Origin of the sequence: Pseudothioclava arenosa (genome assembly GCF_002358085.1) — a bacterium.
Taxonomy (GTDB): domain Bacteria; phylum Pseudomonadota; class Alphaproteobacteria; order Rhodobacterales; family Rhodobacteraceae; genus Pseudothioclava; species Pseudothioclava arenosa.
In genome coordinates this window covers 49150-74323 of record NZ_NTJD01000008.1, presented here as the reverse complement: position 1 = coordinate 74323, position 25174 = coordinate 49150, and the positions used below count along the sequence as shown (strand labels likewise).

The window sequence follows — 25174 nt, the reverse complement described above, 5'->3', positions numbered from 1 at the left end:
AGCGCAATGAATTCCAACACCCCTCCCATTCTCTCGAAGCAACGCGGTGCGACGATCCTAGTGGTCGATTCAGGCCATGGCGGCACTCATGAGACCGCCGAGGCAATCGCCCATATGGTCGGCATCAAGGTCGAGACCGTCTCCTATGAGATGCTGGCCTCGGCCACGAGCGGCAAGGCGATCAACGCCATCGTTTTCGATTTCGGCAGCATTGACACCGCCGAGCTGGAGGCGATCAGCGAGGCCAAAGGTTTCTACGAAGACGTTCCGCTCATCGTCGTGTCCGAGGCGCTCTCGGGGCAGCGGGTGCGTCAGCTGCTCAAGCTCAAGATCAGCGACTGGCTGCCCAAGCCGTTGCAGGAAGACGATCTTTACGGCGCGCTTCAGGCGGCTTTGCGCAACGCCAAGCACACCCGCAACCAGGTGCATGCGGTGGTGCCTTCGGTGGGCGGCGCGGGGGCGACCTCGGTAGCGATCTCGCTGGCCGATCTGCTGCGGCGCGAGCTGAAGGACCCGGCTGAAAGCGTGGCTCTGTTCGACCTCGACTTCTCCACCGGCTCCTGCGGTTACTACCTGAACCTGCAAAAGAATTTCCCGCTGAACTCGATCCTGGCCGACCCTTCGCGGATTGACGAGGAATTCGTCAAGCTGATCGAACAGAAGCACGACGCGGGGTTTTCGGTCTATTCGTTCAACCATCGCGGCGCAGTGACGAATATTAACGCCTATGAGCTCGTGCTGCGGCTGCTGGATGCGGTCACGATCCAGCACAGCCATACCGTGCTCGACATCCCCTATTTCGAGACCGACTGGCGCGAGGACGTGCTGGCCGGCGTCAACACGATCACCATCGTCAGCGACATCACGCTGCCCTCGATCAGCCAATCGCTGAATATCCTGCGCGGGCTGCGCGAGCGCGGCCAGGACCTCTCGAACACCCGCATCCTGCTGAACAAGCACGAAGGCTCGCTGTTCAGTGGCTCGCGGATCAAGAAGTCGAAGCTCGAAGAGCTGTTCGAGGGCACGCCCTTCTTCTTCCTGCCCGAGGAAAAATCGGTGCTGCCCGAGGCGATCGACCGTGGCGTGCTGCCGCGTGATGTGAACTCGGGTTCGAAATTCCTCAAGGCGCTGTCGAAATATCTCGACGAGATCCTCGTGAAGGAACCGGCGGAGGCCAAGAAATGATCCGACGCCTGCTGATCTGCGCGCTTGTCATGCTGGGGCCGCTCGGGCTCGGCCTGATCGCGCCCGCGATGGCGGCATCAGAGCGGGGCCTGCTGCGCGATACCGTGGCGGGCGAACGGATCATCCTCGCGCAGGCGCGCAACGTGAAGTCGGTGCCGCGCAGCCACGGCCCGACCACGCGCGAGGTCATCGCCTACCCGAGCAACGAGAAGCCGGGGACGATCCTGATCTCGAACGGCAAGCGCGAACTTCTGGTGGTGCTGCCCGGCGGCAAGGCGGCGCGCTACGATATCAGCGTCGGGCGCGACGGCTTTACCTGGACCGGCACGACCTATGTCGGACGCAAGGCGAAATGGCCCGAATGGCGCCCGCCGGCCGAGATGCGCAAGCGTGATCCGAGCCTGCCCGACATGGTGCCCTCGGGACCCTACAATCCGCTCGGGGCGCGCGCGCTGTATCTGTACAGCAACGGTGGCGACACGCTCTATCGCATTCACGGGACCAATAACGCGCCGAGCATCGGAAATTTTGAAACTTCGGGCTGTTTTCGCCTGACCAATGCCGACGTGATGGAGCTCTTCGAAAACGTTCCCGTCGGCACTAAAGTAATCGTTAAGGAATAGGGGAGAGCGCATGGTCAGCCGGTTTTTCAAGTCCAAGGACACGCAGCAATCCCCGATGGCCGCGCCCAGCGCGCGCCCGGCGGAACCCGCTCCGGAGGCTGCGGACGAGTTCAAGCCCGCCCCCGCCGCGGCGGCCGACCCGCATCTTTTCGACATGGCCGAAGAGCGGGTGACGCTGCACCGCCTGCTGCTCGACAAGATCAACCTCTCGGTGCTCGACACGATGACCCCCGAGGACATCCTGACCGAGCTGCGCCCGATCGTGCGCGACTACGTGAAGACCAAGACTTACGCGCTGAATGCGAAAGAGCTTGAGAACCTCGTGCAGGATCTGGCCGACGAGCTTCTGGGCCTTGGTCCGCTGGAGCCGCTGCTCAAGGACGACACGATCTCGGATATTCTCGTGGTCGGCCCGCGCACGGTCTATATCGAACGTGGCGGGCGTCTGGCTCCGACCGATGTGCGGTTCAAGGACGAAAGCCACCTGCTGCGCATCATCAACAAGATCGTGGCGGCAATCGGGCGCCGTGTTGACGAAGCCTCGCCGCTGGTCGACGCGCGCCTTGCCGACGGCTCGCGTGTGAACGCGGTGATCCGGCCGGTGGCGGTCGACGGGCCGCAGGTCTCGATCCGGAAATTCTCGCGCCGGCCGTTCTCGCTGCACAGCCTCGTGGAAAAGAACGCCCTGCCCCAATGCATGGCCGACCTGCTGGCGCTGGCCGTCGAGGAGAAGGTCTCGATGGTGATCTCGGGGGGCACCGGCTCGGGTAAGACGACGATGCTGAACGCGCTCTCGTCCTATATCCCGCATGAAGAGCGCCTCGTGACGATCGAAGACGCGGCCGAACTTCAGCTGCAGCAGCCCCATGTGGTGCGCCTTGAAACGCGCCCGCCCTCGATCGAGGGCAAGAACGAGATCAGCCAGCGCGACCTCGTGAAAAACGCCCTGCGGATGCGCCCCGACCGTATCATCGTCGGCGAGGTCCGTGGCGGCGAGGCCTTCGACATGCTGCAGGCGATGAACACCGGCCACGAAGGCTCGATGACGACGATCCACGCGAACAACCCGCGCGACGCGCTTTCGCGGATGGAGCAGATGGTCGGCATGGCGGGGATGCCGATGTCGCAGCTCTCGATCCGCTCGCAGATCTCCTCGGCAATCCACTTCATCATCCAGCTCAACCGCCTGCGCGACGGCACCCGCCGCGTGATGTCGATCGGCGAACTGACCGGCATGGAAGGCGAGGTGATCCAGCTGCAGGAAATCATGAAATTCGTGCGCACCGGCACCGATGAAGATGGCCGGATCCTTGGCGAATACCGCGCCACCGGCATCCGCCCGCGCTTCATGACCGAGATCGCCGGCATCGGCTCGAGGATCCCGAAAGAGACCTTCGACCCGTCGCGGAAACTGTAGGGGCCACCATGAACCTGATTATCGTCTACGGCCTGGTTTTCGCCTCCGTTCTCCTGTTCGTCGATATCGCCGTGCGCGCGCTGATGGTGAGCCAGCGCGGCACGCGCGAGGTCAACGAGCGCCTCAAGCGGATTTCACAGGGTTCGGACCAGGACACCGTCTATGGAAGCCTGCTGAAGGACCGCGGCTTCGGCCAGGATCGCGGCCCTGCCCTGCAGTGGCTCTGGAGGCTCTATCAGCAATCCGGCCTGCACATCCCGCCGGCAAAGCGCGCGATGTATCTGCTGGTGATTTTCATGGCAAGCTGGGTGCTCAGCCTGTTCTTCGTGCGCGGCACCACCTTGCAACTGATTTCGACGGTATTCCTGACCGGGGCGCTCACGGTGATGATCCTGATGCGTCTGCGCTCGCGCCGGATCAATATTTTCGTCAACCAGATCCCGGTGGCGGTCGACGTGCTGACGCGCTCGCTTCATGCGGGGCACCCGCTCAACGCGGCGATCTCGCTGGTCTCGCGCGAGATGCCCGACCCGATCGGTTCCGAATTCGGCATCCTGTCCGACCAGCTGGCCTTTGGCGCCGAGATCGACGACGGCATGATGAGCATGGTGGAACGCGTGGGCGCCGAAGAGCTGAACCTGCTGGCGGTCTCGATGAGCGTGCAACGCGGCACCGGCGGCAACCTTGCCGAGGTGCTTGAAAACCTGTCGCAAATGGTGCGCGGCCGGACCATGATGCGCGCCAAGATCCGCGCAATCTCGGCCGAGGGGCGGATCACCGCGGTGGTGATGGGGATCTTCCCCTTCTTGCTCTACCTGATGGTCAAGACCATGGTTCCGACCTATTTTGACTCGGTCTGGGCGACAGGTTACGGCACCTATATCGTCGTGGGCGTTCTGGTCTGGATGGGGATCGGGGCTCTGATCCTGCGCAACCTCGTCAAGTTCGATTTCTGAGGAGGGACGAGAGTGCAACTGAACGACACGGTCATCCTCATCGCGGTCTTCGCAGCCGTTCTCATCCTAGTTTTCACGCTGGCGAACACCGTCGCCCGCCGGCGCGAGATCAGCCGCAATCTCGACAAGGTCGGGTCCGCCGGCCGCGGGAAGCTTGCCGAGATCGACAAGATCTTCTCGGAAGAGCATGCCTATGTGCAGCACTATTACAACGTGCAGCGTAATGCCGCCGCCGACGGGCTGGACATGCGCCTGATCCGCGCGGGCTTCCTGAGCCCGAAGGCCACGCAGATTTTCAACGTCCTGCGCTTCGCGATCTCGGCTGGCGTGTTCATCCTGACCTGGGCGGCGCTCAACACGATCAGCGGTGGCGTCACCGCGACCATGTCCGCGCTCCTCGCCATGATGCTGGCGGGTGTGGCCTTCATCCTGTGCAGCGCCGGGCTCGACTATTTCCAGTCGCGCCGCCTCACCGAGGCCCGCCGCCTGTTCCCCGACCTGATGGACCTGCTGATCGTCTGCGTCGATGCTGGCATGTCGATCGAAGCCGCGCTGGACCGGGTCGCACGTGAATTCCTGCGCACCAATCCGCTGTTCGGCTTCCATCTTTCGATCATCAGCCTCGAAACCCGCGCCGGGCGCCCGCTCCACGAGGCGCTGGCGAACTTTGCCGAGCGCACCGGCGTTGAAGAGGCCAAGATCCTCGCCACCCTGTTCCGCCAGTCGCAGGAACTTGGCGCCAGCGTGATCCGGACGCTGCGGGTCTTCAGCACGGAAATGCGCGAAACCCGGATGGTCAAAGCCGAAGAAAAGGCGAACGCCTTGCCGGTCAAAATGCTGTTCCCGATGGCGGGCTTCCTGTTCCCGGTCAACCTCGTGATCGTGCTGGTGCCGGTGATGATCATGCTGATCAAGATGTTCACCACTCTGAAGCCGGGGGGGTGACCTCCAGCCTCAGATCAGGGCGATGCGCCATGACTGCTGCGGACCGAAGTTCGAAGACGGCTGTGCCCACCCGGGCGAGATTGGCGCGCGCGCTGAGCGTTCTGGTGATCGGCGCATTCGCCATCGGCTGGATCATCCCCTATCTGCGTCTGCCTGCCCCGATCGCGTTCGGGGCTGTCATCGTCAGCTTCATACTGACCCTCTCGTGGCTGCTGCCCGCCTGGCGTCTGCCGTCCCAGAGGCCACGGGCCTTCCTGATCCCTGCGCTCCTGCTGCTGCTCGGCCTCATCCTGCTCCTGCCCTTCAGCTTCATGCGCGAGGCTTTCGGAACTGGCGACGTCGGCAACCTGCTGATGACCCTCTCCGAGAACCGCGCACCCGATATGCTGGCCGTCGGCTTCGACGGCTTCGCCTCGACGATCCTGCGGTATCTGGCGATGCTCGGGCTGATCGCGGCGGCGGGCTACATTCTAAGCGCAAGCCACCGCATCCATCGCAACGTGATCGCCATCGTCGCCCTCGCGACGCTGAGCGCCAGCCCGATCAGCCGTTACCTCTTCGAACTGATCGTGCCCAACCCGTTGCACGCCTCGATCGCGCCCGCGTCCTCGGTCGTGCCGCCGGAAATCCTGCACCGGCCTGCGCAGAAGAAGAACGTCATCATCTTCTATCTCGAAAGCCTCGAGCGCAACTACCGCGACCTGCCTGCAACCCGGGAGGCCTTTGCGGCGTTGGCCGATCTTGAAAACCGCGGCCTTGCGCTGACGAATATCGGCCAGGTCTCGGGCACCAACTTCACCTCGGGCGGGATCGTCGCCAGCCAATGCGGCGTACCGCTTGTTCCGCGCGGCGTATTCAGCGTCGATCGGCAGAACACGGAAAATGCCGACAAGCTGCCGGAGTTCAAGGACTTCCTGACCAGCACACAATGCCTCGGAGACCTGCTGGGCGCCGAGGGCTATGCCACAAGTTACCTGAACGGGTCGGACCTTGCGATCTACTCCAAGGGCGCTTTCTTCCAGAGCCACGGCTATCAGCGCGTGCGCGGTCTCAGCTCGTTCGAGGGATGGGAGAACGAGCCCCGCCGCAATATCTGGGGTATGAACGACGACCTCTTGTTCGAGCGCCTGACCGACGAATTGCGCCGACTGGCCGCAGCCGGGCAGCCGTTCCTGCTGAGCACTCTCACACTCGCAACGCACGGCCCGGACGCCTATCTCTCGCAAGACTGCGCCCCGGCGCCGGAGGGCGAAAGCAACATCCCCCCCGCAATCGCCTGCACCGGGCGGCGCGTGCAGGCATTTCTGGCGGAAATCGACCGCCTCGGCCTCTCCGAGAACACGGTCATCCTGATCCAGAGCGACCATCTCGCTTTCCGCAACACGCTCGACGACGCGCTTTCCGAAATGGAGGACAGCCGCCGCAATTTCGTAACCATCCTTGGTGCCGGGCAAACCGGGCAGATCGAGCGGGCGGGTGCGATGATCGACGTGTATCCGACGCTTCTGGAACTGCTGGGCTACAGGCTGCGCGACGGCAAGGCGAACATGGGGCAGTCCCTGCTGTCCCCCGCGCCGACGCTGGTCGAACGCTTTGGTGTCGAAGACGTCAGCACCGCGTTCAGCGGTAATGTCGAACTGCAGCGCCGCCTCTGGCTCGAATAGGCCCAGCCCAGAAGGCGACAGGCTTCCCCGGCCTATTCCGCCGTGCTCCGGCAGCCTTCCAGCCAGACATCCCCGTGATCGAGCGGGGCGCAGTCATTCGCGAGCAGGCGTTCGATCCGCCCCACGCGCGCCCTGAGCGCGCGCTCATCGCCTTGCAGGTCAAAAGTCGCCGGAGCGATCAGGACGGCGATCAGCCGGAGAAACTCCGTCTCGGCCACCTCCGCCGGAGGTGCCCCGAACAGCGCCTCACTCGCATCGAAAACCCGATCATCCACCCGTCAGGCCCGCGCCCCATCTCCAGCGCGTCGAGCCAGAGCGCAAGGATCAGGCCTTTTCTCAGACTGCGCTCGAGGCCGAGGGCGTAGCCCTTCCGCAGCCAGAACCGCATCAAGATACCCCTTCCCCCGTAGACCGCAAAAGCCGCCAGAAGCGAGGCCATAAGAAAGATCAAAGATTTCAACGCGCGCGCCATGCCGCCAAGCATACATCATTTATCGCCGGGTTCAGAGAGGCTTCCCTTCTGGCTCACGCCAGAGAACCACGCGCGGTTACTCGGCACGCGCAGCGGCCAAGCCGGGTCGGAGATGTGACCGGAGGGTCAGATCCGCCTGACGTCTGGCGATGTAAGGAAATGGCGGACCCGGAGCGATTCGAACGCCCGACCCCCAGATTCGTAGTCTGGTGCTCTATCCAGCTGAGCTACGGGTCCGCTGTGGAGGGCGATTTACTGCCCGGGCGTGGGCTTTGCAAGGTCAAAAACACGAAAAACGAAAAACTTCTTTTTCAGCGCCCTGTTACGCCCGCCAATCCGCATGCGGGGCTCAGGCTTCGCCCGCGGATTTGGGCAGGTGAACCTGAAATTCCGTGCCATCCGAATCGCTGCGCACCAGTTCGAGCCGCCCGCCATGGCCGCGCACCAGTTCGGCCGAGATCGCAAGGCCGAGCCCCGTGCCGCCCTTGCGCGTGCCGCCCGAGAACGGCTGAAACAGGCGCTCCTTCGCGCGCTCAGGCAGGCCCGGGCCGGTGTCTTGCACGCGGATCCACCATTCCGACGCGGTCTCTCCGGCGCCAATCTCGATCGTCCCCGGCGCGCCCGTCGCCGCAATCGCCTGGCGCGCGTTGCGCACGAGGTTCGAGATCACCCGGTACATCTGCTCGTGATCGGCCATGATCCGCAGGCCCGGCGCGATATCGGTGACGAAGTCGATCTCGGCAGCGTCTGCGGGGGGCTGTTCGCCCTCGACCACTTCGGCGGCCAGATCGGCAAGGTTGAATCGCGAGAGCGTGGGCGGCGGCTCTTCGGCCTTGCCAAAGGCAAGCGTCGTTTCGCACAGGTTCACCGCTCGCCCGATCGAGTTCATCAGCTTCGGCGCCGCGCGCTGCACGCTCGGGTCGTCCGAATCCTCCATCCGGTCGGCAAACAGCTGCGCCGTGGTCAGGATGTTGCGCAGGTCGTGGCTGATCTTGGCGACCGCCTGCCCCAGCTGCGCCAGCCGCTCCTTTTGCTTGAGCGCCGCCGTCAACTGGTGCTGCATCGAGGAAATCGCCTCTTCGGCCACACGCAGTTCGACGATCCGCGCGGTGGGGTCGATGAAGCGGCGCGCATCCTCGGGGGCTTCGGCATAGGCGGCGACCTTCCTGACCACGCCGCTGATCGGTTGCAGCACCAGCCGCCGCATCGCCGCGAACAACAGCACCGCCAGCAGAATCGCGATCGCCGCCGAGAGCATCAGCAGCCGCAGCCCGTAGTCGATCATCGCCACGCGCAGATCGCCCGTCTCCATCGTGACCTCGATCACCAACCCGCCGCGCTGCACCGGATCGCCGATCACCCGGATCACGTGATTCTCGGGATCGACCAGCACCGCCAGCGCGTCGCGAATCTTGTGCCAGACCATGTCTTCGCGCAGGTCGTAGGTGGCCACGACCGGGCTGGGAATCGGCGACGACAGCACCAGCTGGCGCACCGCATCACGCCGCAAAACCACGTTGAACACGCCGGCATTGGCCAAGAGCTCCTCTTCGAGGTCAGCGTCGATCATCTGGTCCGTCGTCAGCAGCGCCAGCGAGGCGATCTGCGCGCGCTCAAGCCGCGACAGCAGGTAATCCTCGCGGAAATTCGACAGGCCCGGCAGCAAAATGGCAAACTCCGCCAGCACGACGAAAACCGTCGTCAGCACCAGAAACCGGCCTGAGAGCGTGTTGAGCGCCATTGGTCACCGTCAATGCGGAGCGTCCCGCTGCAGGCCTTTCTCCCGCATCTTCTTGATGCCCCCGGTTTTTTCCTGTTCGCCGCGGGTCTTTGCCCATAAATAGGCAGAGCCGGGCATCGGCAAAAGGGCTGATCGCACCGAACCCCTCGGCAATGCGTGAAAAGAGCGAAAAATCGCGCGTCAGTCGATTGACTTGATACGGATCCCCCTCTAAAGACCGGGCTTCGAATGCACTCGGCCCTCGAATCTCGCGGATTTGGGGCCCGAACCGGAGTAGAGACTTATGAAACGCACGTTCCAGCCGTCGAACCTCGTTCGCGCCCGCCGTCACGGCTTCCGCGCCCGCATGGCCACCAAAGGCGGCCAAAAGGTGCTGAACGCCCGTCGCGCCAAGGGTCGCAAGCGTCTTTCGGCCTAAGGCCCAAACGGCCCGCAAGGCATGACACCGCCGGAGGCACCCGTGACTGGCCCAAAGGGTCGGCGCGCGGGAGGCGCCCCGGCGGTTTCCGTTTGTCCGGAGGTCGCCCTGCCCCACAGGCTTCAGATCCTGCGCCAGCGCGCCGATTTCCTGCGTGCGGCCTCAGCCCGGCGGCAAGGCACGCCGGGTTTTCTGCTGCAGGCACGTCCGCGCCATGACGGCGAGGCCGCCGCCCCCGAGGCGGTGCGCGTGGGCTTCACCTGTTCAAAGAAGGTCGGCAACGCCGTGGCCCGCAACCGCGCCAAGCGCCGTCTGCGCGAAATCGCGCGGCTTGTGCTGACCGATGCCGCCCGGCCCGGCTGGGATTACGTGCTGGTCGGCCGCCCCGGTGCCACCGCCACCCGCGACTTCACCGACCTTCTCGAAGACCTGCGCCGCGCGCTGACCTCGGTCCATTCCGACACGCCCCGCCCGCCGCGCCCCGAAGGCCCGGCCCCGCGCGGCCGCCGCCGCGGCAAAGGCGGTGCCGCATGAGCACGCTCGCCTGGGTCGTGTCCCTGCCGGTGCGCGCCTACCGGCTGCTGCTGTCGCCCTATGTCGGACATGGCTGCCGCTATCAGCCGACCTGCTCGGCCTATGCGATGGAGGCGCTCGAACGTCACGGCGCCTTCAAGGGCAGCTATCTGGCGGCAAAGCGCGTGCTCAGCTGCCATCCGCTCGGCGGGCATGGCTATGACCCGGTGCCCGGCGCCGACCCCGAATTCGATGCGCAGCGCGAGCAGGAGAAGCACGATGCTTGACGACGAAGACGCCCCGATCCACCCGCTTTTCGCCGGTGCGCCCTCGACCACCGAGTTCAAGAAGCTGCGCAAGCGGATCGTGCGCGAAACCCGCGACGCGATCGAGAAATTCGGCATGATCGAGCGCGGCGCACGCTGGCTCGTGTGCCTCTCGGGCGGCAAGGACAGCTACACGCTGCTCGCGGTGCTGCACGAGCTGAAATGGCGCGGGCTTTTGCCCGTCGATCTGCTCGCCTGCAACCTCGATCAGGGCCAGCCGGGCTTTCCCTCGACGGTGCTGCCGAAGTTCCTCGAAGACATGGGCGTGCCGCACCGGATCGAGTATCAGGACACCTATTCCGTCGTCGTCGACAAGATCCCGCAGGGCCGCACCTATTGCAGCCTGTGTTCCCGCCTGCGCCGTGGCAATCTCTATCGCATCGCCCGCGAAGAGGGCTGCTCGGCCGTGGTGCTGGGCCATCACCGCGACGACATTCTGGAAACCTTCTTCATGAACCTGTTCCACGGCGGGCGCCTCGCGACGATGCCGCCGAAACTGGTGAACGAAGAGGGCGACCTGTTCGTCTACCGCCCGCTGTCCTTCGTGGCCGAGGCCGATTGCGAGAGATTCGCGACCCAGATGAACTATCCGATCATCCCCTGCGATCTCTGCGGCTCGCAGGACGGGCTGCAACGCCAACAGGTCAAGGGCATCCTCGATGAATGGGAGCGCCGCTCGCCCGGCCGCCGTCAGGTGATGTTCCGCGCGCTGATGAACGTGCGCCCCTCGCATCTGTGCGACCCGGACATCTTCGATTTTCTCGGCCTCGCGCGGAACGAAGGCGAAAAAGCATCGGATTTTAACCAAAACATCCCGGATTTGCGCCGCGCGGATTAAGATTTCGCTGACCAATCGGCCGTAGCCTGCCCCTGCTTCCAACTGGAAAGGGGTTGGCCATGGCAAGCTTCGGCGGCGAAAAGGGCGTGCGCTCGGGCCCTGTCCTGATGCGGCGCGAAATGGTGATGTTTCTGCCTGCGATTGCGCTGGCCGGGCTTTGGTTCGGGCTTGGCGCGATGTCGCTGGTCACCGCCACGGCGATCGCCGTCGGCTGGATGACGCGGCCCATCGCCGTTCCACAACCCGAGGCGCTTGAGGCGCTGCGCAACTCCGCTTCGGGCAAGGGCGGACGCGCGGACGCGCTCCGAACCATGGAGGCGCTGGTCGAGAAGGCGCAATTCAACGACCAGCTGACGGCCTGCCTGATCGCCGGGCTCGACACGCCGGACGAACTCCCGCGTCAGCTTGCCCCGGATGAAATCGAACAACTCATGACCCGCTGCGCGGAGCGGCTCGCCGGCACGGTGCGGGACGTCGATTTCGTGCTCCAGATCGGGCCGGGACGGTTTGCCGTGCTGCTGGACCCGACGCGGCACCTCAATCTCGAAAGCCTGATCCAGCTCTCGACACGACTGCAAGGCGCGCTGGAAACTCCGTTTTCAATCGCGCGTCAGATGGTGACGCTCAGTGCCCATGTCGGGTTTTGCCAGATGGCACGCGCGCCCGAAATCAGCGGCGCCGGCCTGCTGCGCGGCGCAGAAGATGCGGCCGAAGAAGCCCTGCGCAATGGGCCCAGTGCGATTCGCGCCTATTCGCGCGAGGTTGAAACCTCGACCAAGGCCCGCGGCGCCCTCGCCGCCGAGGTGGCCGCCGCGCTTGAAGCCGGTCAGGTGAAGGCCTTTTTTGAACCGCAGCTCAGCACCGACACCGGGTTGATCTCGGGGCTGGACCTGCACCCGGTCTGGCCGCATCCGGGCCGCGCGCCCCTGCCTGAAACCGAGCTGTTGCAGGCGATCTCAGCGGCACGCCTGACCGCACGCTACTGGGAGGTCATGCTCTATCAATGCTTTCAGGCTCTTACCGCCTGGGAAAAGGCGGGCGAAGCCCTCGGACCCGTCTCAATCAGGCTCGGCCCCGAGATCCTGCGCGATCCCAGGCTGATCGAGCACCTCGAATGGGAGATGGACCGCTTTCAGATCGATCCAACCGCACTCTGCCTCGTCCTTCCCGAAGCGGCCTTTGGCAAACTCGACCATGATGTTGTCGCCCGTAATCTGCGCAGTATCGCGAATATCGGCTGCAAGATCGAGCTTGCCAGCGCCGCGACCGGCCCCTCTTCGATTGCCGTGATCCGGCGCTGTGGCGCATCGCGCCTGCGGATCGAGCGCGACCTCGTCAGCCATGTGGACCGCGATGCGGAGCAGCAGCGGCTTGTCGCTGCATGCATCACGCTGGCGGAAAGCCTGGGCATCGAGACCCTTGCAGACGGCGCCCGGAGCATCGGCGAATATGCGATGCTCTCTCAGCTTGGCTGTCGGCATGTTCAAGGCCCCGCAATCAGCGCCCCGATGGCCGTTTCCGAGGTGATCGACTGGGCGCGCAAACACCGTGAGAAGCTTGAGGCGACGCCGCAACTGATCCACCGTGGCAGCAGCTGACAGGATGAAGGGGCCCCTCGCCGAGCGGCACGGCCCGGCGAAGCGATCAGCGACGAAATCCGCGTCGGATTCCCGGTGAAATATCCGCAATCCTTATGCCTGCGGGGGAAAAGGCCTTGACCTTTGCCCCCCCCTTCTGTTGAACCTCCAGCAACCTCGGACAGTCTGGCAGGCCCCGTTTTTATGGACAATCAAAACAAGAACCTCATCCTCGCGACAGTGCTTTCCGCGCTTGTTCTGATCGCCTGGACCTTCTTCTTCCCGGCGACAGAGACGACCACTCCGGCGCAGACCGAAGTCGCAAGCACGACGGCGACCCCCGGTGAGACCGCCACCCCGCCGACCGCCGCGCCCGCTGGGCCGGTTTCGGTCGATGCGGCGGCAGCCCTTGCCTCCGCGTCTGCCCCGCGCATCAAGATCGATACGCCCCGCCTGACCGGCTCCATCTCGATGCTGGGCGGTCGCTTCGACGACCTGTCGCTGAAGGATTACAAGGAATCGCTCGAGGCAGATTCGGCTCTGGTGCGCCTGCTTGCCCCCGTCGGCACCGACACCGAGACCACCAAACCCTATTACGCCGTCTACGGCTGGCTGCCGACCGCCGGCATGGACCCGGCCGCCCTGCCCGGACCGCGCACGCAATGGAGCGCCCCCGCGGGCGCCGTGCTGACGCCTGAAACCCCCGTCACCCTGACCTGGGACAATGGCGCTGGCCTTCTGTTCAAGCGCGAGATCTCGATCGACCAGAACTATCTCTTCACCGTCACCCAAAGCGTCGAGAACAACACCGGCGCGGCGGTGCGGATTGCGCCCTACGGCATCGTCGCCCGCCATGGCATCCCCGAAAGCCGCCGCGTCTACGTGCTGCACGAAGGGGCCGTGCGGATGTCCGACGGCATTCTCGAAGAGGTCAAATACGACAAGCTGCCCGACCTTGAGGCGCTGCCGGGTGAAGGCAATGCCGCGAAGACCGAGGTCGCCGAAGGCGGCTGGACCGGCTTTACCGACAAATACTGGATGACCACCCTCATCCCGACCGAGACCAATTTCACCTCGGTGGTGAAATACGTCGCCAGCGCCAACCTCTATCAGACCGAGACCCGCCTGCCGGTGATGGAAATCGCCCCGGGCGCTTCCTCGAGCCTCAGCTCGCGGCTTTTCGCCGGCGCCAAGGAATGGGAAGTCATCAAGGGCTACGAAGACGCCGGCATCCCGCGCTTCATCGACTCGATCGACTGGGGCTGGTTCTACTTCCTGACCAAGCCGATGTTCCGCCTGCTGCACTGGCTGCACAGCGCGATCGGCAACATGGGCTGGGCGATCATCGCGCTGACCGTCATCATCAAGGCACTGGTCTTCCCGCTCGCACGCAAATCCTACATCTCGATGGCCAAGATGAAGGAACTGCAGCCCGAGATGGAGAAGCTCAAGGAAGCCTGCGGCGACGACCGCGCCAAGCTGCAGCAAGGCATGATCGCGCTCTACAAGCGTGAAAAGGTCAACCCGGCTGCGGGCTGCCTGCCGATCCTGCTTCAGATCCCGATCTTCTTCTCGCTCTACAAGGTGATCTACGTCACGATCGAGCTGTATCACGCGCCCTGGCTGGCCTGGATCAAGGACCTTTCGGCCCCCGATCCGACCTCGATCCTGAACCTCTTCGGGCTGCTGCCCTTCGACGCCCCCGGGCCCGGTTCGCTCCTGTTCGCGCTGAGCCTCGGCGTGCTGCCGATCCTGCTCGGCATCTCGATGTGGTTCCAGCAAAAGCTGAACCCCGCACCGACCGACCAGACCCAGGCCATGATCATCGCCTGGATGCCTTGGGTGTTCATGTTCATGCTGGGCAGCTTCGCCTCGGGCCTCGTGCTCTACTGGATCGCGAACAACACGATCACCTTCATCCAGCAGTACACGATCATGTCGATGCACGGGAAACGCCCGGACATCTTCGGTAACATCATGTCGGGCTTCAAGAAAAAGGCCGGCGCGCCGAAGAAATGACCGGGCGGATCGCGCATATCATCCGCCATCCGATCAAGTCGATCGGTTACGAGGAAATCCCCGCAGTGTCCCTTACCGAGGGGCACTGCCTGCCGTTTGACCGGGTCTGGGCGATTTCGCACGAGGCGGCCACCTTCGAGGGGCCGCTGACCGAATGGGCCGCGAAACGCAACTTCGTGCGGGGCGTCGCCGCACCGCAACTGATGGCCGTCACCGCGAAAGTGACTGACGAGGGCCTGCTTCTCAACCATCCCGGTCAGTGGCATGTCACGCTCGACCCCGACCGGCCCGAAGATCAGGTCAAGCTGATCGAATGGGTGCGCCCGTTCTGGCCGACGAACCGCCCTGCCCCCCGCGCCGTCGAGCGCGTCGCGGGCACGAGCCTTGCCGACATGAAACAGCCCTATGTCTCGATCCTCTCGCTCGCCTCGCTGGCGCAGCTTGCCGAGACCGCGGGCCAACCCGTCTCGATGCACCGGTTCCGCGGCAACCTCTGGGTTGATGGCTGGGCGCCCGGAGCCGAGCGCGAGCTGATCGGCAAGCGCCTGAAAATCGGTGACGCCATTCTCGAAATCGAGATGCCGATCACCCGCTGCCGCGCCACCTGCGCCAACCCGGAAACCGGCGCCGAAGACCTTGAAACGCTCGACCTCCTGCAATCGCTCTGGGGCAACCACCAGTTCGGCCTCTATGGCCGCGTGGTCGCCGGCGGCGATCTGTTCCAGGGCGATGCGGTGGAGATTCTCTGATGCAGATGCAATTCCAGATCGCCCCCGAGCCCGATGATTTCGCGCGCGAACGCGGGCGGCTCCTGTTCGCGGCCCCGGTCGAGTTCCTCAAGGGCGTCGTCGCCATGAGCGGCCTGCCCCCGGCCGACCGCATCGAGGTTTGCTTTGCCGGGCGCTCGAATGTCGGCAAATCGAGCCTGATCAACGCGCTCACCGGGCGCAAGAACCTCGCGCGCGCCTCGAACACGCCGGGCCGGACGCAGGAGATCAACTTCTTCACCACCAAGGACGGCCCCTACCTGGTCGACCTTCCGGGCTACGGCTTTGCCCAGGCGCCGGTCGCGGTGGTGGCGAAATGGCAGGCGCTGCTCAAGAATTACCTCTCAGGCCGCCCGACCCTGCGCCGCGTCTTCGTGCTGATTGACTCGCGCCACGGCATCAAGAAGGTCGATGACGAGATCCTCTCGCTGCTCGACCGCTCGGCGGTGACCTTCCAGGTCGTGCTGACCAAGCTCGACAAGATCAACGCCAAGGACCGCACCGCCGTGATCGAACAGGTCAAGGGCGCGCTGGCCAAGCACCCCGCCGCCTATCCCGAGATCGTCATCACTTCCTCGGAAAAGGGCGAAGGCATCGAGACGCTCCGCGCGATCATCGCGGGCCTCGAATAGGCTTTCATCGAGCCCGAAATACTCCGGGGGAGGCCGCAGGCCGGGGGCGGAGCCCCCTCAGACGTGCTGGCCCGCATTCACCTCGATCTCGGTGCCGGTCACGTAGCTCGACGCGTCCGAACACAGGAACCAAATCACATCGGCGACCTCGCGCGGCTGCCCGAGACGGCGCAGCGGCAGGCCCTCGACGATCTTCTCGGTGCCGGGGCTGAGGATCGAGGTCTCGATCTCGCCCGGCGCGATCGCATTCACCCGCACCCCCATCGGCCCGAAATCATGCGCCATCTCGCGCGTCAGCGCCTTCAGCGCCGCCTTCGAGGTGGCATAGGCAGCGCCGGCAAAAGGATGCACCCGCGACCCCGCGATCGAGGTCACGTTGACCACCGCGCCCTTGGCCGCCGAAAGCTCTTCGCGCAGCCCCCGCGCCAGCACGATCGAGGCGAAGAAATTCACGTGGAAGACCTGCCCCCAGGTCCGCAAATCGGTGTCGATCGTGTTCAACCGGCTGCCACCCTCGCCCTTCGGCGAAATCCCGGCATTGTTCACCAGCGCGTGCAACTTGCCATTCAGCCGCCCGCGAATCTCTTCGATGGCGTCGATGGTCTGGATCGGGTCGGCCAGGTCGATCACGATATGATCCTCGCGCCCGCCGCCCCAGGGGCATTCCGCCGGGAAGGGCTGGCGCGAACAGGTGATGATCCGCCACCCCTCGCGGGCAAACCGTTTCACCGTTGCATGGCCGATGCCCCGGCTCGCCCCGGTCAATAGCATCACCTTGCGGTCGTCCTCAGCCATCGCGGCCCCCTGTTTTCTGCGTCGCAACAAACTCTAGCGCGATCCGCGCCATCCGCAAGCGAGCCTCCTGCCTCTTGGCACCCGCAGCCGAAGCGCATAACACTGGGGGCCGAACCCCTCCGCGAGACGAGCGCCATGAGAAAGCAACCGATGAACCGAGACTGGATCGCCACCGCCCGGACCCTTTCCGAAGCCCTGCCCTACCTGCAACGCTATACCGGCGCCGTCGTGGTGGTGAAATTCGGCGGCAACGCGATGGGCGATGACGACGCGATGGCCGAATTCGCCCGCGACATCGTGCTGATGCGGCAGGTCGGGATGAATCCGGTCGTGGTGCATGGCGGCGGCCCGATGATCAACGACATGCTGGGTAAGCTGGGCATCAAGTCGGACTGGGTGCGCGGCAAGCGCGTCACCGACAAGGCCACTGTCGAGGTCGTGGAAATGATCCTCTCGGGGCTGGTGAACAAGCGCATCGTGCAGGCGATCAACGATCAGGGCGGGCGCGCGGTCGGCATCTCGGGCAAGGATGACGACATGATGGTCTGCGAGGCGGACGACCCGGAACTGGGCTTCGTCGGCCGCCCCGTCGAGATGAATGTGCAGGTGATCCGCGACCTCTATAACGCCGGCATCATCCCGGTCATCGCCCCCGTCGCCACCGGCGTGAACGACAACGAAACCTTCAACGTCAACGGCGACACCGCCGCAGGCGCGATCGCGGGCGCGTTGCAGGCCGACCGCCTGCTGCTGCTGACCGATGTCGCGGGCGTCAAGAACAAGGAGGGCGACGTCATCACCCAGATGACCCCCGACGAGGTTCAGGCGATGATCGAAGACGGCACCATCGCCGGCGGCATGATCCCCAAGACCGAGACTGCGATGCAGGCGATCAAGGAAGGCGTGCGCGCCGTGGTCATCCTCGATGGCCGCGTCCCCAACGCCTGCCTGCTCGAACTGTTCACCGAACATGGCGCGGGCTCGATGATCCGCTCGACCATCCCGCGCGTTCTGCCGCGCCGGAGATGATCGCCGCCCTTGCCACCGCCCTCGCGGCGGAGCGCCTGTTCCTGTCCGGCTCGCTCCATCAGGAGGGGGAGACGATCTATCTCGTGTCCCCCGACGAGCCCGGCTTCTGGGCCCATTTCACCGCAAGCCCCGAGTTTCGCGACGGCGCGGCGCACCCTCTTGACCGTTGGTCCGAGCGCGTGATCGCGCCCATCGCGGCGGCCTTCGGCGGGCACGGGCTGTTTCCCTTCGGGACGCCGCGCACCTCTTTCATCCCGCTGATTCTTGCTTCGGGTCAGGCATTTACCTCGCCGATCCGGTTTCCGGTGCACGCGCGGATGGGTCTTTTGGCCTCCTATCGCGGCGCGATCGCGGTGCCGGGACTCCATGACCTGTTGCCGCCCGCAACCTCGCCCTGCATCGGCTGTGCGGCGCCTTGCCGCGTCGCTTGCCCGATCGAGGCCTTTTCCGACGCGGGTTATGACGTAAGATCCTGTTACGCTTATCTCGACACGCCCGAAGCGGTCGATTGCACCTCGGGAGGCTGCCTTGCGCGTCGGGCTTGCCCGGCAAGCCAAGGCTATGGCAGGCTGCCCGAACAAACCGCTTGGCATATGAGGCAATCCCTAAAATGACCCCGCTCGGACACCGCCGCCTGATCCTGACCCGCCACGCGAAATCGAGCTGGGACGACCCGCTGATGCAAGACATCGACCGGCCGCTGAACGCACGCGGCCGCGCCGCCGCACATGAGCTGGGCGATTTCCTCGCCTCGCGCGGGCTGGAACCCGAAGAGGTGATGTGCTCGACCGCGCGGCGCACCCGCGAAACCTGGGACGGTGTGGCCTCGGCGGTGATCGAGACCCGCCCTGAAGTGAGCTATATCGAAGACCTCTACCACGCCTCCCCCGAGATGATGCTGCAGGTCCTGAAAACCGCCAGCGCGCCCTCGGTGATGATGATCGGCCACAACCCGGGCATCGCGGAATTTGCCGCGCAATTGCCCGCGCAGCCGATCTACGACCCCGAATTCCGCAAATACCCGACCTGCGCGACCCTGATCGTCGATTTCCAGATCGAAGACTGGTCCGAGGTCCAGCTCGGGCGCGGCAGCGTGCTCGAGTTCTTTCGCCCGACGCGGCGCACCTGAAGAGAGAGGAAGACAATGGGGTACCTGAAAACGACACCCAACAAGGACGGGTTCTTTGGCAATTACGGCGGCGCCGAGCTGCCGCCCCCGCTGGTTCCTCATTTCAAGGAAATCACCGCCGCCTATGAACGGCTTTCGAAATCGGCCGATTTCATCGCCGAGCTGCGCTATATCCGCAAGCATTTCCAGGGCCGTCCGACCCCGGTCAGCTATCTGAAAAACCTGTCCGACCTCTGCGGCGGCGCGCGCATCTATGCCAAGCGCGAAGACCTGAACCACACCGGCGCGCACAAGCTGAACCATTGCATGGCCGAGGGGCTTTTGGCGAAATACATGGGCAAGACCAAGCTCATGGCCGAAACCGGCGCTGGCCAGCATGGCGTGGCGCTGGCGACTGCGGCCGCCTATTTCGGGCTGGAGTGCGAGATCCACATGGGCGAGATCGACATCGCCAAGGAAGCCCCGAACGTCACCCGGATGAAGCTCTTGGGCGCGACCGTGGTGCCGGTGGGCTTTGGTGGCCGCTCGCTGAAAGAGGCGGTGGACAGCTGTTTCCAGAGCTATGTCGCGCAGGCCGATACCGCACTGTTTGCCATCGGTTCAGTGGTGGGACCGCACCCGTTCCCGCGCATGGTGCGCGACTTCCAGCATGTGATCGGCGTCGAGGCGCGCGAGCAGTTTCTGGAAATGACCGGCGAGCTGCCCGACATGGTCGCAGCCTGCGTCGGTGGCGGCTCGAACGCGATGGGGCTGTTCTCGGGCTTTATCGACGATGAGGACGTGGCGCTTTACGGGGTCGAGCCGCTGGGCACCTCGTCGAAGCTGGGCGACCATGCGGCGACGATCACCTATGGCGAGGACGGCGATATCCACGGCTTCCGCACCATCGTGCTGAAGGATGCCGAAGGGAACCCCGCGCCCGTGCATACGGTGGCTTCGGGGCTCGATTACCCGGGCGTCGGCCCCGAGCATGCGCATCTGCATCGCACCGGCCGCGTGACTTACACGGCCGCCGGCGACAAGGAGGCGCTGGATGCCTTCTACAAGCTGTCGCGCCACGAAGGCATCATCCCGGCGCTGGAAAGCGCCCATGCGGTAGCCTTTGCGATCCGTGAAGCCAAGAACAACCCGGGCAAGTCGATCCTGCTGAACCTCTCGGGTCGCGGCGACAAGGATATCGACTACGTCACCGAGACCTACGGCTTCGGCGAATAACGAAAAAGGGGCCCCACGGGGCCCCTTTCCAATTCCGGCGTTAGTGCACTCAGTGCCCGAGGATCTGGCTCAGGAACAGCTTGGTGCGCTCGGACTGCGGGTTGTGGAAGAAGTCGTGCGGGTTGTTCTGCTCCACGATCTGCCCCTGATCCATGAAGATCACGCGGTTCGCCACAGCCTGGGCAAAGCCCATCTCGTGGGTCACGCAGAGCATGGTCATCCCCTCTTCCGCCAGCTCGATCATCGTATCGAGCACTTCCTTGATCATCTCGGGGTCGAGCGCCGAGGTCGGCTCGTCGAACAGCATGATCCGCGGTTTCATGCAGAGCGAGCGCGCGATCGCCACACGCTGCTGCTGACCGCCCGAAAGCTGGCCGGGGTATTTATGCGCCTGATCGGGGATCTTCACCTTTTCAAGGAAATACATCGCCGTCTCGATCGCCTCTTTCTTCGGCGTCTTGCGCACCCAGATCGGTGCCAGCGTGCAATTCTCCAGAATCGTCAGATGCGGGAACAGGTTGAAGTGCTGGAACACCATCCCCACTTCCGAGCGCACCTTGTCGATGTTCTTGAGGTCCGAGGTCAGTTCGGTCCCGTCCACGACGATCTTGCCCGACTGGTGCTCTTCCAGGCGGTTGATGCAGCGGATCATCGTCGATTTCCCCGAGCCCGAAGGCCCGGCAATCACGATCCGCTCACCACGGTTCACCGTGAGGTTGATGTCACGCAGAACATGGAACTGGCCGTACCACTTGTTCATGTTCTCGATCTGGATGGCGACCTCGTCCGAGACCTGCATATGGCTGCGGTCAACGGAATGGTCGAAATGCGGTTCCGTCATGGGGTCACTCCTTAACGGTGTTCACGCTTCAGCCGGTTCTCGAGATACATCGAGTAACGCGACATGGCGAAATTGATGATGAAGAAGATGGCGCCGACGAAGACGAAGAACTCCCAGTAGATGCCCTTCCATTCGAAGACCGAGCGGATGAAGTCCGGGATCCCCTTGAGCGGGTCGAACAGCCCCACGAAGACCACCAGCGTGGTATCCTTGAACATGCCGATGAAGGTCGACACGATGCCCGGGATCGAGATCTTCAGGGCCTGCGGCAGGATGATCAGCCGCTGCGCCTTCCAGTAGTCGAGGCCCAGCGCGTCGGCCGCCTCGTACTGGCCGCGCGGCAGCGCCGCCAGCCCGCCGCGGATCACCTCGGCGATATAGGCGGCCGAGAACATCGTCACCAGGATCATCACCCGCAGGATGATGTCGAACTGCGTGCCCGGCGGCAGGAAGTAGTTCAGCAAGAGCGACGCCACAAACAGCAGCGTGATCAGCGGGACGCCCCGGATGAACTCGATGAAGACGACCGAGAGCGTCTTGATCAGGAACATGTTCGACTGCCGCCCCAGCGCCAGCACGATCCCCAGGGGCAGCGACATCGCGATGCCGCCCACGCCGATGGTGATCGCCAGCAGGAAGCCGCCGAACCGGTCCGAGCCAACAGACTCGATGCCGATAAACCCGTTCTTGCCGTAGTAATCGCGCAGCGCCCGTTCGGCCCCGGCCAGATTCCTTTCAGCCGTCCGCAAGGCCGCTCTCGGCGTGTCGGGTGCGGCCTCCAGCTCAGCGAGCGCAGAGGCGGCGGCATCGACGCGCGTCTCCAGACCTTCCTGCGCAACAACAGCGGCCTCGCCCAGATTGGACATTGTCACGGTCTTGTCGATCAGCATCCCGAGCGGCCCAGCCACAAAGGCCCAGAACAGCACAGCCGCAAGCGCGCCCAGCGCCATCGACATGATCGCCCCGAAGTTCCCCGCAACGCGCATCACCAGCCCGGCAATAACGAAACCGAGGCCGATGAAGATCACGGTCCAGATCGAGCCGCCCCAAAGCAGGAAGATCGCCACCAGCGGAAAGATCGCCGCCGCCAGCATCGCGAACGAGAAGCGGAAGGCGATGGCGGCCGAAACCGCCGCGAGGATCACCGCCGTCATTGCGAGGATCGACATCGGCGTGCCCACCAGCGCCATCGTCACCAGCGCAAACACGGCCGCGAAGCCCATGAAGATCAGCCGGTTGCGCACGACCTCGGAGAACAGGATCGGCCCCATCACCGTCATCAGCAGACCCAGCGCCAGGAGCGGGCGCCAGTAAAGCTCGCGCGGGTAGAAGCCGAACATGAACTGGTGCCAGCGCTCCTGAATCACCGCCCAGCACGCGCCCGTCGCCCCTTCGCCGAATTCGGCGGTGATGGTGTCGCGGCACTCCATGATCGAATTCGCATTCCAGACCGAATGGGCGAACCACGGGTAGAAATGCGTGAACAGGAAGTAGACGAAATAGAGCCCGACCAGCGTCAGCGCCGCATTCACCCAGTTCGAGAACAGGTTCTCGCGCAGCCATCTCAGCAGGCCGGTCTGGCTGACCGGGGCGGGTTTCGCCCCCAGCATCTCGGTGCGCACATAGGCGGTCGAATTTGCGTGTTTCTCGCTCATCTCACCGCTCCTTCAGCTTCACGGACCGGTTGTAGAGGTTCATCACACCCGAAATCGTCAGCGAGATCATGAGGTAGATGAGCATCATCAACAGGATCGATTCCAGCTCGCGGCCGGTCTGGTTGAGCGTGGTGCCCCCCAGCGTTGCGCGCAGGTCGGCATAGCCCACCGCGATTGCCAGCGACGAGTTCTTGGTCAGGTTCAGATATTGCGAAATCAGCGGCGGCACGATCACCCGCAGCGCCTGCGGCAGCACCACCAGCTTCATCGTGCGGTTCGGACGCAGGCCCAGCGCAAAGGCCGCCTCGGTCTGCCCCTTCGAAATCGCCATGATCCCCGCGCGTACGATCTCGGCGATGAAAGCGGCGGTATAAAGCGTCAGCCCCAGCCAGAGGGCCACCAGCGCGTTCGACACATTGGTGCCGCCCGAGAAGTTGAAACCCTTGAGTTCCGGCGCATGCATCTCGAAGCCCATCACCACCAGCGCCGCGATCAGCGGACCAAACAGGATCAGGAGCGATTTCCACCATGTCACCGGGCGCCGCCCGGTCAGTTCCTGCACCTTGGTCGCATTGGCCAGAAGCTTGCGGTTTGCCCAGATCGAAGCCGCGACAATCGCCGCGACGATCAGGAAATTCACCGAAATCGGCGCCAGCGGCGTCTCGATCGGGTCGATCCCCCGCGTGAAGCTGCCCGCCGGAATGGCCGTGTAGCGGTTGGTCACCGCGACCGTGTCGAACAGGATCATCTCGGCCTTGGCCACGCCGGTTTCCGGGTTGATCTTGAAGTCGCGCGGCTGCGGCGACACTTCGGTCAGCACCGCCAGCGAAATCAGGATCCAGAGCAGAACCGGGATATTGCGGAACACCTCGACATAAACCGTCATAAGACGCGCGATCAGCCAGTTATGCGACAGGCGCAGCACGCCAACGAAGATGCCGAGCACCGTGGCCGCGGCGCAGCCGAGCAAGGACACCCAGAGCGTGTTGATCAGGCCGACAAGGGCAGCGCGCGCGTGGGTGGAATCGTTGGTATACGGGATCGGCAGCTGTCCGATGTCATAGCCAGCCCGGTTCCAGAGGAAGCCGAAGTTGAAATCCTTGCCAAGATCCTGAAGGTTCTGGACCGTGTTGTTGATCAACCAGCCGAACCCGAGCAGAACAAGGATCAGCGTGACGGTCTGGATCGTCAGCGATCTGTAGCGGGTATCATATACGAGCTGTGAGAGCCGGAACCCTTGGTTCGGCACGTCCGGTGTACTGGACATTAATTCATCCCCTGTCGCCGTCGCAGGCCCGGGCTTATGCCCTTGGGAGCCGGGGTCGTTGCCCCCCTGCGCGGGTCATTCAAAATTGAAGGGGGCGCGCCAACATGGCGCGCCCCGATCTGGATTGGATTAGCGGAAGGGCGGCGAGTAGAGCAGACCGCCTTGGGTCCATTGCGCGTTCAGGCCGCGCGCCAGACCGATCGGGGTCGCTTCGCCGATGTTCGCGGCAAAGATCTCACCGTAGTTGCCGCCCGCCATGATGGCGTGCTTGGCCCATTCCTTGTCGAGGCCGATCATCGCGCCCAGATCACCCTCAACGCCGAGCAGGCGGTTGATTTCCGGGTTTTGGGTGCCTTTCGCCAGCTCTTCGACATTGGCCGAGGTCACGCCGTATTCTTCGGCCGCGATGAGCGCGTTCAGCGTCCACATCACGATGTCACCCCAGTTGCTGTCGCCATGGCGCACGGCCGGCCCGAGCGGCTCTTTCGAGATGACTTCCGGAAGGATCACGTGATTATCCGGATCGGCGAAAGCGGCGCGGGTTGCCGCAAGGCCCGAAATGTCGGTGGTGTAGGCATCGCAGGCGCCCGCGATGTACTGCTGCTCACCTTCGGCGTTCGAGTCGACGGTGACCGGCTGGTAGGACATGTTGTTGGCTTTGAAGAAGTCGGCCAGGTTCAGCTCGGTGGTGGTGCCGGTCTGGATGCAGACAGTGGCGCCGTCGAGTTCCTTCGCCGAGGTCACGCCCAGATCCTTGCGGACCATGAAGCCCTGACCGTCGTAGTAGTTCACGCCGACGAAATCGAGCTTGAGGTCGGTATCGCGCGAGAAGGTCCAGGTTGTGTTACGCGCCAGCAGGTCGACTTCGCCCGACGAAAGCGCGGTGAAACGGGTCTGGCCCGAGGTCGCCACATATTTGACCTTGGTCGGATCGCCGAGCACGGCCGCCGCAACCGCTTTACAAACCGCGACGTCGAAGCCGGTCCAGTTGCCGTTCGCATCGGGCGCAGCAAAGCCGACCAGACCCTGGTTGACACCGCAGTTCAGCTCACCGCGCGCCTTGACCTCGGCCAGGGTGTCAGCCGAAGCAGCACCGGCCATCAGACCGGCGACGGCCAGCGTCCCGAAAAGTACGGATTTCTTCATAGTT

General features: G+C 64.1%; 25 protein-coding genes and 1 tRNA gene. 18 read left to right on the top strand and 8 right to left on the bottom strand.

Features of this window, described 5'->3' with window-relative positions; genetic code table 11:
• Positions 1 to 6 precede the first annotated feature (6 nt).
• The 6 genes from CLN94_RS11055 to CLN94_RS11030 all read left to right on the top strand — a co-directional run bounded on the left by CLN94_RS11055 (position 7) and on the right by CLN94_RS11030 (position 6790).
• Positions 7 to 1185 (top strand): CpaE/TadZ family protein, encoded by a 1179-nt coding sequence (locus CLN94_RS11055; RefSeq protein ID WP_143598913.1) that lies wholly within the window; start codon positions 7 to 9, stop codon positions 1183 to 1185.
• Complete coding sequence (locus CLN94_RS11050) at positions 1182 to 1808, top strand: L,D-transpeptidase (RefSeq protein WP_218837250.1); 627 nt, start codon at positions 1182 to 1184, stop codon at positions 1806 to 1808. The genes CLN94_RS11055 and CLN94_RS11050 overlap by 4 nt, the downstream gene beginning before the upstream one ends.
• 10 nt (positions 1809 to 1818) lie before the next feature.
• Complete coding sequence (locus CLN94_RS11045; RefSeq protein ID WP_096434006.1) at positions 1819 to 3225, top strand: TadA family conjugal transfer-associated ATPase; 1407 nt, start codon at positions 1819 to 1821, stop codon at positions 3223 to 3225.
• A gap of 8 nt (positions 3226 to 3233) precedes the next feature.
• Entirely contained in the window at positions 3234 to 4181 is a 948-nt protein-coding gene (locus CLN94_RS11040) for a type II secretion system F family protein (protein ID WP_096434005.1), read from the top strand.
• Between the two features lie 12 nt (positions 4182 to 4193).
• Positions 4194 to 5126, top strand: coding sequence for a type II secretion system F family protein (locus CLN94_RS11035; protein ID WP_096434004.1), 933 nt, complete (start codon positions 4194 to 4196; stop codon positions 5124 to 5126).
• A gap of 62 nt (positions 5127 to 5188) precedes the next feature.
• The gene (locus tag CLN94_RS11030) at positions 5189 to 6790 is read left to right on the top strand and encodes a sulfatase-like hydrolase/transferase (RefSeq protein WP_179300292.1); all 1602 of its coding nucleotides are present in this window, start codon (positions 5189 to 5191) and stop codon (positions 6788 to 6790) included.
• 32 nt (positions 6791 to 6822) lie between these two features.
• Here the strand turns inward: CLN94_RS11030 and CLN94_RS11025 are convergent, their stop codons facing one another.
• The 3 genes from CLN94_RS11025 to CLN94_RS11010 all read right to left on the bottom strand — a co-directional run bounded on the left by CLN94_RS11025 (position 6823) and on the right by CLN94_RS11010 (position 9003).
• On the bottom strand, positions 6823 to 7065 hold the full coding sequence (locus CLN94_RS11025; RefSeq protein ID WP_143598912.1) for a hypothetical protein: 243 nt from the start codon (positions 7063 to 7065) through the stop codon (positions 6823 to 6825).
• 357 nt (positions 7066 to 7422) lie between these two features.
• Positions 7423 to 7499, bottom strand: a tRNA-Arg gene (locus CLN94_RS11015).
• A 112-nt stretch (positions 7500 to 7611) separates the two neighbouring features.
• On the bottom strand, positions 7612 to 9003 hold the full coding sequence (locus CLN94_RS11010; RefSeq protein WP_096434000.1) for a sensor histidine kinase: 1392 nt from the start codon (positions 9001 to 9003) through the stop codon (positions 7612 to 7614).
• A 283-nt stretch (positions 9004 to 9286) separates the two neighbouring features.
• On the opposite strand from CLN94_RS11010, the gene rpmH reads away from it, so the two are divergent.
• From rpmH to yihA, 8 genes are all read left to right on the top strand, one after another.
• A complete protein-coding gene (rpmH, locus tag CLN94_RS11005; RefSeq protein ID WP_096433999.1) occupies positions 9287 to 9421 on the top strand; it encodes a 50S ribosomal protein L34 in 135 nt (44 codons plus the stop codon).
• 21 nt (positions 9422 to 9442) lie between these two features.
• Positions 9443 to 9955, top strand: a complete 513-nt coding sequence (rnpA, locus tag CLN94_RS11000; RefSeq protein ID WP_096433998.1) for a ribonuclease P protein component — start codon at positions 9443 to 9445, stop codon at positions 9953 to 9955.
• Positions 9952 to 10221 carry a membrane protein insertion efficiency factor YidD gene (yidD, locus tag CLN94_RS10995; protein WP_096433997.1) on the top strand — a complete coding sequence of 90 codons (270 nt, stop codon included), beginning with the start codon at positions 9952 to 9954 and terminating at the stop codon, positions 10219 to 10221. The genes rnpA and yidD overlap by 4 nt, the downstream gene beginning before the upstream one ends.
• Positions 10214 to 11098, top strand: coding sequence for a tRNA 2-thiocytidine(32) synthetase TtcA (ttcA, locus tag CLN94_RS10990; RefSeq protein ID WP_096433996.1), 885 nt, complete (start codon positions 10214 to 10216; stop codon positions 11096 to 11098). Before yidD ends, ttcA begins: the two co-directional genes overlap by 8 nt.
• A 59-nt stretch (positions 11099 to 11157) precedes the next feature.
• Positions 11158 to 12696: an EAL domain-containing protein gene (locus CLN94_RS10985; protein ID WP_096433995.1), complete on the top strand. Its 1539-nt coding sequence runs from the start codon at positions 11158 to 11160 to the stop codon at positions 12694 to 12696.
• Between the two features lie 183 nt (positions 12697 to 12879).
• Entirely contained in the window at positions 12880 to 14694 is a 1815-nt protein-coding gene (gene yidC / locus CLN94_RS10980) for a membrane protein insertase YidC (RefSeq protein WP_096433994.1), read from the top strand.
• Positions 14691 to 15443, top strand: coding sequence for an MOSC domain-containing protein (locus tag CLN94_RS10975; RefSeq protein ID WP_096433993.1), 753 nt, complete (start codon positions 14691 to 14693; stop codon positions 15441 to 15443). The genes yidC and CLN94_RS10975 overlap by 4 nt, the downstream gene beginning before the upstream one ends.
• Entirely contained in the window at positions 15443 to 16093 is a 651-nt protein-coding gene (yihA, locus tag CLN94_RS10970; RefSeq protein ID WP_096433992.1) for a ribosome biogenesis GTP-binding protein YihA/YsxC, read from the top strand. Before CLN94_RS10975 ends, yihA begins: the two co-directional genes overlap by 1 nt.
• Positions 16094 to 16150: 57 nt before the next feature.
• Here the strand turns inward: yihA and CLN94_RS10965 are convergent, their stop codons facing one another.
• Positions 16151 to 16888: an SDR family oxidoreductase gene (locus tag CLN94_RS10965; RefSeq protein WP_096433991.1), complete on the bottom strand. Its 738-nt coding sequence runs from the start codon at positions 16886 to 16888 to the stop codon at positions 16151 to 16153.
• A 150-nt stretch (positions 16889 to 17038) separates the two neighbouring features.
• On the opposite strand from CLN94_RS10965, the gene argB reads away from it, so the two are divergent.
• Genes argB through trpB form a run of 4 tightly spaced genes read left to right on the top strand, consistent with a single transcriptional unit; the run spans position 17039 to position 20261 of the window.
• Positions 17039 to 17917 carry an acetylglutamate kinase gene (gene argB, locus CLN94_RS10960; protein WP_096433990.1) on the top strand — a complete coding sequence of 293 codons (879 nt, stop codon included), beginning with the start codon at positions 17039 to 17041 and terminating at the stop codon, positions 17915 to 17917.
• Positions 17914 to 18531, top strand: a complete 618-nt coding sequence (locus CLN94_RS10955) for a ferredoxin (RefSeq protein ID WP_096433989.1) — start codon at positions 17914 to 17916, stop codon at positions 18529 to 18531. Before argB ends, CLN94_RS10955 begins: the two co-directional genes overlap by 4 nt.
• A complete protein-coding gene (locus tag CLN94_RS10950; protein WP_096433988.1) occupies positions 18528 to 19046 on the top strand; it encodes a SixA phosphatase family protein in 519 nt (172 codons plus the stop codon). The genes CLN94_RS10955 and CLN94_RS10950 overlap by 4 nt, the downstream gene beginning before the upstream one ends.
• 15 nt (positions 19047 to 19061) lie before the next feature.
• Positions 19062 to 20261: a tryptophan synthase subunit beta gene (trpB, locus tag CLN94_RS10945; protein ID WP_096433987.1), complete on the top strand. Its 1200-nt coding sequence runs from the start codon at positions 19062 to 19064 to the stop codon at positions 20259 to 20261.
• A 49-nt stretch (positions 20262 to 20310) separates the two neighbouring features.
• Here the strand turns inward: trpB and CLN94_RS10940 are convergent, their stop codons facing one another.
• The 4 genes from CLN94_RS10940 to CLN94_RS10925 form a co-directional block, all read right to left on the bottom strand.
• Positions 20311 to 21102 (bottom strand): amino acid ABC transporter ATP-binding protein, encoded by a 792-nt coding sequence (locus CLN94_RS10940; protein ID WP_096433986.1) that lies wholly within the window; start codon positions 21100 to 21102, stop codon positions 20311 to 20313.
• Between the two features lie 11 nt (positions 21103 to 21113).
• A complete protein-coding gene (locus tag CLN94_RS14145; RefSeq protein ID WP_245845202.1) occupies positions 21114 to 22757 on the bottom strand; it encodes an amino acid ABC transporter permease in 1644 nt (547 codons plus the stop codon).
• Between the two features lies 1 nt (position 22758).
• Positions 22759 to 24024: an amino acid ABC transporter permease gene (locus tag CLN94_RS10930; protein ID WP_096433985.1), complete on the bottom strand. Its 1266-nt coding sequence runs from the start codon at positions 24022 to 24024 to the stop codon at positions 22759 to 22761.
• Positions 24025 to 24153: 129 nt separating this feature from the next.
• Complete coding sequence (locus CLN94_RS10925) at positions 24154 to 25170, bottom strand: amino acid ABC transporter substrate-binding protein (protein WP_096433984.1); 1017 nt, start codon at positions 25168 to 25170, stop codon at positions 24154 to 24156.
• Positions 25171 to 25174: the final 4 nt, after the last annotated feature.